This is a genomic window from Streptomyces sp. W16, assembly GCF_033194735.1.
GTDB lineage: Bacteria > Actinomycetota > Actinomycetes > Streptomycetales > Streptomycetaceae > Streptomyces.
Genome location: NZ_JAWOAI010000474.1, coordinates 1 through 7,716 on the forward strand (window position 1 = coordinate 1; position 7,716 = coordinate 7,716).

Annotated in this window: 7 protein-coding genes; 4 read left to right on the forward strand and 3 right to left on the reverse strand. The window is 70.4% G+C overall.

All coding sequences use genetic code 11. The annotated features are described in order from the left end of the window. On the forward strand, positions 1 to 707 hold a 707-nt coding region (locus R6V09_RS40770), incomplete at its 5' end, for a protein phosphatase 2C domain-containing protein (protein ID WP_317886535.1). Positions 708 to 780: 73 nt separating this feature from the next. Continuing rightward, a complete protein-coding gene (locus R6V09_RS40775) occupies positions 781 to 2,523 on the forward strand; it encodes a pyruvate dehydrogenase (protein ID WP_317886536.1) in 1,743 nt (580 codons plus the stop codon). On the opposite strand, the gene R6V09_RS40780 is transcribed toward R6V09_RS40775, so the two are convergent. After that, entirely contained in the window at positions 2,520 to 3,590 is a 1,071-nt protein-coding gene (locus R6V09_RS40780) for a helix-turn-helix domain-containing protein (RefSeq protein WP_317886537.1), read from the reverse strand. The genes R6V09_RS40775 and R6V09_RS40780 overlap by 4 nt on opposite strands. A 182-nt stretch (positions 3,591 to 3,772) precedes the next feature. Between R6V09_RS40780 and R6V09_RS40785 the strand changes: the two genes are divergently transcribed. Continuing rightward, positions 3,773 to 4,243, forward strand: coding sequence for a hypothetical protein (locus R6V09_RS40785; RefSeq protein WP_317886538.1), 471 nt, complete (start codon positions 3,773 to 3,775; stop codon positions 4,241 to 4,243). A 485-nt stretch (positions 4,244 to 4,728) separates the two neighbouring features. Beyond that, positions 4,729 to 5,181, forward strand: a complete 453-nt coding sequence (locus tag R6V09_RS40790) for an ATP-binding protein (protein ID WP_262056427.1) — start codon at positions 4,729 to 4,731, stop codon at positions 5,179 to 5,181. 81 nt (positions 5,182 to 5,262) lie between these two features. Here the strand turns inward: R6V09_RS40790 and R6V09_RS40795 are convergent, their stop codons facing one another. Both R6V09_RS40795 and R6V09_RS40800 read right to left on the reverse strand, forming a co-directional pair. Beyond that, a complete protein-coding gene (locus R6V09_RS40795; RefSeq protein WP_317886539.1) occupies positions 5,263 to 6,297 on the reverse strand; it encodes a DUF2637 domain-containing protein in 1,035 nt (344 codons plus the stop codon). Positions 6,298 to 6,600: 303 nt separating this feature from the next. After that, the gene (locus R6V09_RS40800; RefSeq protein ID WP_317886540.1) at positions 6,601 to 7,449 is read right to left on the reverse strand and encodes a (2Fe-2S)-binding protein; all 849 of its coding nucleotides are present in this window, start codon (positions 7,447 to 7,449) and stop codon (positions 6,601 to 6,603) included. Positions 7,450 to 7,716: the final 267 nt, after the last annotated feature.

The following is a 7,716-nucleotide window of genomic DNA, read 5'->3' on the forward strand; positions in this document are numbered from 1 at the left end:
CCGGGGCCCGGGCCACACCGGGGGCGCATCGGGCCGCCGCCGAGGCCTGTCACTGGATCGGGCGGGCCGTGGGGCGGAGCCATGCGAGGCTCGCGGAGGACATCCGGGCCGCCCGGCGCGGTGACCTGAAGTCGGGCCTGCACCGGCTCACCGACCGCAGCCTCGGCAAACTCCGGGCCAGCGCCGCCGAGCAGGGCATCGACCCGGACGAGTACGCGGCCACCCTGCGCTGTCTCCTCCTCCCCGCCCACCCGGAGTGCCGTACCCGCGTCTTCTTCGGTGTCGGTCCCGGCGGGCTGTTCCGGCTGCGCGACGGGGAGTGGCAGGACATCGAGCCCGCCGTCGGTGACACGGCCGGTGAGGCGGTCGTCGGCTTCGGCTCGCAGCCGGCCGAGACTCCCGAGGGCGACCGGCTCACCATGGACCTCGGTATCCCGACGCCGCCGAGCCCGTACGAACCCGCCCCCGAACCGCCCCGCGAACCCTTCCGTTTCCGTGCCTCGGTGGCCCGCCCGGGAGACACGCTGCTGATGTGCACCGGCGGCCTCGCCGAACCGCTGCGCGGTGAACCCGAGCTGTCCGCCCATCTGGCGGGCAGGTGGTCCGCGGTCGCCCCGCCCGGTCTGGCCGCGTTCCTCGCCGACACCCAAGTACGGGTCAAGGGTTATGCCGACGACCGCACGGCCGCCGCGGTTTGGGAGGCGTGAGGGCCCGGGCTGTGAATTCATGGAACCCAGAGGGATCCGCAGGACACAGGAAACCGAAGGGCGCGCGAGAACCATGGCCAAGCAGAACGTTGCCGAACAGTTCGTCGACATCCTCGTCCGCGCCGGAGTCAAGCGCCTCTACGGTGTCGTCGGCGACAGCCTCAACCCGGTCGTCGACGCGATCCGCCGCAACTCCGCCATCGACTGGATCCACGTCCGGCACGAGGAGACCGCCGCCTTCGCCGCCGGCGCGGAAGCCCAGATAACCGGGAAGCTCGCGGCCTGCGCCGGCTCCTGCGGCCCCGGCAACCTGCACCTCATCAACGGCCTCTACGACGCCCACCGCTCCATGGCCCCGGTCCTCGCCCTCGCCTCGCAGATCCCGTCCAGCGAGATCGGCCTCGGCTACTTCCAGGAGACCCACCCGGAGCGGCTCTTCCAGGAGTGCAGTCACTACAGCGAACTCATCTCCAACCCCAAGCAGATGCCGCGGCTCCTCCAGACCGCCATCCAGCACGCTGTCGGACAGTCCGGCGTCAGCGTCGTCTCCCTCCCCGGCGACATCGCTTCCGAGCCCGCCCCCGACAAGGCCGCCGAGACCGCCCTCGTCACCTCCCGCCCCTCGGTCCGCCCCGGCGACGCCGAGATCGAGAAGCTCGTCGAGATGATCGACGAGGCGGACAAGGTCACCCTGTTCTGCGGCAGCGGCACGGCGGGTGCGCACGCCGAGGTGATGGAGTTCGCCGGGAAGATCAAGTCCCCGATCGGACATGCCCTGCGCGGCAAGGAATGGATCCAGTACGACAACCCGTACGACGTCGGGATGAGTGGTCTCCTCGGCTACGGCGCCGCCTACGAGGCCACCCACGAGTGCGACCTGCTGATCCTCATCGGCACCGACTTCCCGTACAACGCCTTCCTCCCCGACGACGTGAAGATCGCCCAGATCGACGTACGGCCCGAACACCTCGGCCGGCGCTCGAAGTTGGACCTCGCGGTGTGGGGCGACGCGAAGGAGACGCTGCGCTGTCTCATCCCGCGGGTGAAGCCGAAGGGGGACCGGCGGTTCCTCGACCGGATGCTCAAGAAGCACGCCGACGCGCTGGAGGGCGTCGTCAAGGCGTACACGCGGAAGGTCGAGAAGCACGTCCCGATCCACCCCGAGTACGTGGCCTCCGTACTCGACGAACTGGCCGACGAGGACGCCGTGTTCACCGTCGACACCGGGATGTGCAATGTGTGGGCCGCCCGCTACATCACGCCCAACGGCCGCCGCCGTGTGATCGGTTCGTTCTCCCACGGGTCGATGGCGAACGCGCTGCCGATGGCGATCGGCGCCCAGTTCACCGACACCGAACGCCAGGTCATCTCGATGTCCGGCGACGGCGGATTCTCCATGCTGATGGGCGACTTCCTCACCCTCGTCCAGTACGACCTGCCGGTGAAGGTCGTCCTGTTCAACAACTCCTCCCTGGGAATGGTCGAGTTGGAGATGCTGGTCGCCGGTCTCCCGTCGTACGGCACCACCAACAAGAACCCCGACTTCGGCGCCGTGGCGCGCGCGTGCGGTGCGTATGGAGTGCGGGTCGAGAAGCCCAAGGACCTCGAAGGCGCTCTGAAGGCCGCCCTCAAGCACAAGGGCCCGGCCCTCGTCGATGTGGTCACCGACCCCAACGCGCTGTCCATCCCGCCGAAGATCAGCGCCGAGATGGTGACGGGATTCGCGCTCTCGGCGTCGAAGATCGTGCTGGACGGGGGAGTTGGCCGGATGCTGCAGATGGCCCGCTCCAACATCAGGAACGTGCGTGGGCTCTAGCCGTCGTACGGCGCCCAACCCTTCGCCGAGTACCAGTAGTGCGGCAGGCCCTTGATGCTCGTCGTGCGGAACGGCCTGCCGTGGTCGTCGATGCGGAGGGTGCCGGTGCGGCCCTGGGAGGACCAGCCGAGTTCGAGGTACCAGCGGCAGTCGCAGGTCTGGGTCCGGGCCTTGACCAGCAGTACCTCCGGGTCCTGGGCGGAGACCCGGTACGGCAGGTGCACCGCGGGGACCGGCGTGCCCAGGTCGCTCCCGGCGACCGGGCGGGCCAGGGGGCGGCGGGCGTCCAGGTCCACTCCGAAGTAGCGGGGGCTGACCTCGCCGCCGCAGCCCTGGTCCATGGCGTAGGCGGTGCCGTGGACGGGGGCGGCCCGGCCCACGACCCGTACGCGCAGCGACTCCAGGACGACGGCCGTGGTCGTCCGCCCCTGCACCGAGATCTCGACGTCGGTCTCCCGCCCGTGCACCGCGCGCTGTTTCGCCGCCCAGGTCCCGGCGTCCTCCGGGGCCGGGGGCGGCGGAACCCGCGCGGGTGACTTCTCGACGACGTAGTCGTGGCTGCAATGGATGGCCCACGCCTGGGAGTTGGCGGTCCAGGTGAGGGGCGCCGGGGGTGCGGACGGTGTGGCCTTGGGCTTGGCCGTGTGGTGGGTGGAGACCGCCGACAGGCTGCCCCACACCGCGAGTACCGCGCACACCACGGTGGCGGTGAGCGTGAGCCGGCGTCGGTACCAGGGGCTCGGCGTCGGCGCGGGGATTTCCTCCGGCACCGGTTCGGGGACCGGATTCCCGGCGACCCTGGGACGCTGCCGGGCCGCCACCGCCAGGATCCAGTACCGGTGCAGCCGCAGCCGTTCCTCCGGTGTCGCCCCGCACAGGCCAGCGAAACGCTCCACGGAGGCGAAGTCGAGCGGGACCGCCTCGCCCACGCAGTAGCGGTGCAGGGTCGAGGCGTTCATGTTCAGGCGGCGGGCCAACTGGCTGTAGCTGCGGTCCGCGCGGTCCTTCAGCCGGCGCAGCAGCGCCGCGAACTCCTCGACATCCTTGTCGTCGCCCTGGCCCGACACCGTTCCCCCGTGCGCGTCGCGTCCCGGGACGGCATCCCAGGCACTCCACATATGAGGAGGTCAGCGGGGGTGGGACGGTTCCACCGTCGCGGGGTCGGTGTCGGTCATTGCGGTCGTCCGCACCGGGCGCCGAAGCTCTGAGCGACCACACAGCACGGCACCGACCCGAACGGGGAACCCACGTGAACAGCAAGAAGGCCACGCGTCGCACCGCCCTCGCCGCCGGCCTCGCCCTCGCCCTCGGGCTGGGCGTGGCGGCCCAGGCCTCCGCCGGCGCCCCGCGCACCGTCAGCGGCTCACCGTCCGACAACATCACCCGCATCGCCGACTTCTACGGCGCCTACGTCGACGCCGAGAGCGACCTCGACAACGGCGGCGGCAAGCTCGCCCGGCAGCTGCGCGCGTACTACCTCACGCCCGCTTACCTCAAGGAGCTGACGGCCTGGGAGGACAAGAACCACGCGGACGGCGTCCTCCAGGCGCAGAACACCCCCCTGAGCTGGAAGGTCACCGACAACGGCACCGCCGACCACACCGAGGCCGTCATCACCCTGACCTGGGGCGGCGGCGACACCACCAGGCTGGTCGTCGACATGACCCGTACGACGCACAAGATCTTCCACATCGGCACGAAGGGCATCGGGGGCAAGTAGGCCTCGCGGAGGGGAAGTTCGCGGTTCCTGAGCGGCTGATTCCGGCCAGATTCGCGGAGGACGGGCCTCGGGGGGTTCCGGGGGGACCAACCGCCCCACGCCTTCGCGGACTACGGCCGGATCGGCAGCCCGGCGTCGGCAGTCGGTGCGATCGCCGGTGGTCAGGACGGCACGAGGTGTCTGGTCCCGGCGCGGGATGCCATGACATCGCGGAGGGGGACGCCCCGACCGCCCCGACCGCCCCGCCCGGGCCGCATGCTCCGTACGGTGGCCGTTCGACCGTACGGACGCCGACACCCCCGAATCCTCCGCCCCGCCGGATCCGGCCCAACCATGGCCGAACACCTGGTCGTTGACAACTCGACATGACTGGCCCGTTCCGGACGAGGGCATGGATCCTCGTGAACATGTTCGAGCAGGAGGGGAACCGGAAAACCGGCGTGCAGGCGGGGGTCATGAAAAGGCAAGCACGAGGGGGCGGTCCCATGGCGGTCGGGGCCTCCTCGGCGAAAACGGTGGAGGAAACGGCCGACAGCGCCATGGAACCGGCGCAGTCGCCTCAACTGAGGCGCAGACTCGGACGCGCGGACCTGCGGGCGGTGCCCGAAGCCCGTAGGGCGTTGCGTGAACTGTTACGGCACTGGGGGAGGCCGGGACGATCGGAGATAGCGGAGCTGCTCACGAGTGAACTCGTCACCAACGCGCTGATCCACACCGACCACGACGCCGTTCTGACGGCGACGGTCGGACCGCGTGGACTGCGCGTGGAGGTACGGGACTTCGTGGCCCGAAGGCCCAGACTGCGCGCACCGATCGCCGACGACGGTACGCACGGGCGGGGCCTGGTCCTGGTGCAGTCCCTCGCGGACGCCTGGGGAGTGTCGTCCCACGGGGTGGGCAAGTCCGTCTGGTTCGAACTCGATTCGGACGCGGCATGAGCAACGGGACGGGGGCGGCGTCCAGTTGGACTCCGCCCCCGTCCCGTTGTCGCCCGGTCCCGGACCTCGTGGTCCCGGATCTCAGCCGAACTGCTGCTCCAGGTCCTTGAGTTTGCGCTCAAGGGAGTCGAGCCGCGGCAGGGCCATGGTGTCGTCCTCCGCGGTGAGGTCGACGGTTATCGGGTCAGATGCCCCGCGGACTGGCTGGAGTGAGGGACGCGTGCGAACTGGCAGCGGTTCTCCGGTCGATAGAGCAGGCTCCGCGGAAGGCTGAGCGGAGCCGCGCTCCAGGGCCTGCGGTTCCGACGACCGGCCGCGGCCGATGAGGCCGCGCTGGCCCCGGCTTATGGCCTTGAGCTGGGCCCGCTCGATCCGCTGCTGGTCGCGGCGGCGCAGTCGGGTCTCTTCCTTCTTCGCCTTGTCCTCGCGCACCTCGTCGACCGCCTCGTCCAGGCTGCGCACGTTCTCCAGGAGCATCAGCGACCAGGCGCTGTAGGTCTCCCGGGGGGCCCGCAGCCAGCGGACGATACGGATCTGCGGCAGCGGACGCGGCACGAGACCCTGCTCGCGCAGCGCGGCACGACGGGTCTGCTTCAGCGCGCGGTCGAACAGGACCGCGGCCGACAGCGACATGCCGGAGAAGAACTGCGGAGCGCCCGCGTGGTCGACACCCCTGGGCGCGTGCACCCAGTTGAACCAGGCGGCCGCGGCCGCGAACGTCCATACGAGTATGCGGGAGCCGAGGGCCGCGTCGCCGTGGCTGGCCTCGCGAACCGCGAGGACGGAGCAGAACATGGCCGCGCCGTCCAGGCCGAACGGGACCAGGTACTCCCAGCCGTCGGTGAGGCCGAGGTTCTCCTGGCCGAAGCCGACCAGTCCGTGGAACGAGAGTGCCGCGGCGACCGCCGCACAGCAGAACAGAAGGACGTAGGAGGCGATGCCGTATATGGCCTCCTTGCGCCTGCGGCGCTCCTCCGTGCGCTCCCACGAGTCGTCTTTCGCGTGCTCCCCGCCGGACCGCTTGCTCCGCGCGAGCACCGCAATCGCCGCCAGCATGCCCAGGAGCAGTACGGCGCCGGGAAGCAGCCAGTTCAGCGATATGTCGGTCAGTCTCATCTGGGGTCCCTTGCATTGGGATAGGGCGTAACGCCCGCCATAGTGGCCCAATCCCAACGGCCCTCAGGCGTTTTCGGGGCAAGAGGCCGCCAAGGAAGTGCAAGGGGATGCCCAGGGCGGCTTTCTGCTCGAACTGCCGCTTGAGGGGCGGGAGTTGAGTTCGAATAAGACTACCCGTACGGGTGGTTCCACGGAAAGTTCCTGCGACAAGTGAGGAAGTTGTGAAGCGCCTGTAACCGGGCGGGCGTCTCGTTCGCGGCTGATCCTAGCGGGCCCCGAGTGGAAGGTGTGACTGAGGGTCCCTCAACTCGCCGCGGCGGCCAGCAGCTTGGTGACCCGCTCCGCCTCACAGGTGCGCGGGCAGGTCGGGCAGGTGTCCATCGCGTCCAGCGTGTAGTACATGCAGCAGCTCACCCGGTCCCGGGTGGGCAGCGACTCCCCGTCGGGGCCGGTCAGTTCACGGAACGCGGCCGTTCCGACGTAGGGCTTGGTCGCGCCCGGCAGCAGCGCCTCCAACTCGCGCACGGCGCGCGGCTGTTCGCCGAAGAGGTCGGCGACGTACCAGAGGCTCTCGACGATCTCGTCGGTCGCCATGCCCCACAGTGCGCGCCCCCGCCGTCGCATCCGTGGCCCGAAGCCGGCGAGTACGGGCTCCATGTGCTCGGCCACCGCGGCCCGCACCTCCGCGCGCAGCGCCTCCTCGCCGGCGACCACCCGGGCACCGGGCAGTCCCGCCGCCGGGTCGCCGGGGAGGCAGGCGAAGGAGTCGGTGCGGACCACCAGGTGGCCCATGTCGAGGCCGGCGGCGGTGCGGTCGTAGGAGATGTGGGTCACGGGGAGGCGGGGGACCCGGCGGTGCAGGAACCACGGGACCGTGAACAGGAGGCAGACCGGCCAGGCGTAGCGGTGCAGGCCGAAGCTTGCTATCACGTCCGGGCGGCCCTGCTGGCCGTGGTCGCGCAGGACCTGGGCGTCGTCCCAGGCCAGGAACGATTCCAGGCCCGCGCCGCCCTCGGCCAGCGCGGCGGCCGAGGCCCAGCCGCCGCCGGTCGGGAGTGGTTGTCGCGGGGCGAGTTCGGTGATCGCGAGCCCGGGGATGACCTCGGTGAGGCGGGCGTACGCGTCCGCTACGGCCGAAGAAGGCAGGGGCATGCCGGGACCACCGATTCGCCGTTGGTTTAGAGGTAAGGCTTACCTTACCCAACTGCCTCGGGATTTGAACTAGTCCGATCTGCGCCTAAGGTGCTTGACGGACGAGTAACAAGACGCCGTAATGACCCCAAGTACCGACACGTCCGGAGGAGGACCCGTGAAGCAGGGCGCGCAGGGCTCCGCCGGGACCGGCATACCGGACCCGCGTGCCCGAGGGGTCCGGGTGCCGCCGCAGCAGCGCGCCGCCGACGTGGACGTGGACCGGGA

Coding starts and splice junctions, on each gene's coding strand:
- R6V09_RS40775 (WP_317886536.1), top strand. CDS start 781: ATGGCCAAGCAGAACGTTGCCGAACAGTTCGTCGACATCCTCGTCCGC.
- R6V09_RS40790 (WP_262056427.1), top strand. CDS start 4,729: ATGGCGGTCGGGGCCTCCTCGGCGAAAACGGTGGAGGAAACGGCCGAC.
- R6V09_RS40795 (WP_317886539.1), bottom strand. CDS start 6,297: ATGAGACTGACCGACATATCGCTGAACTGGCTGCTTCCCGGCGCCGTA.
- R6V09_RS40800 (WP_317886540.1), bottom strand. CDS start 7,449: ATGCCCCTGCCTTCTTCGGCCGTAGCGGACGCGTACGCCCGCCTCACC.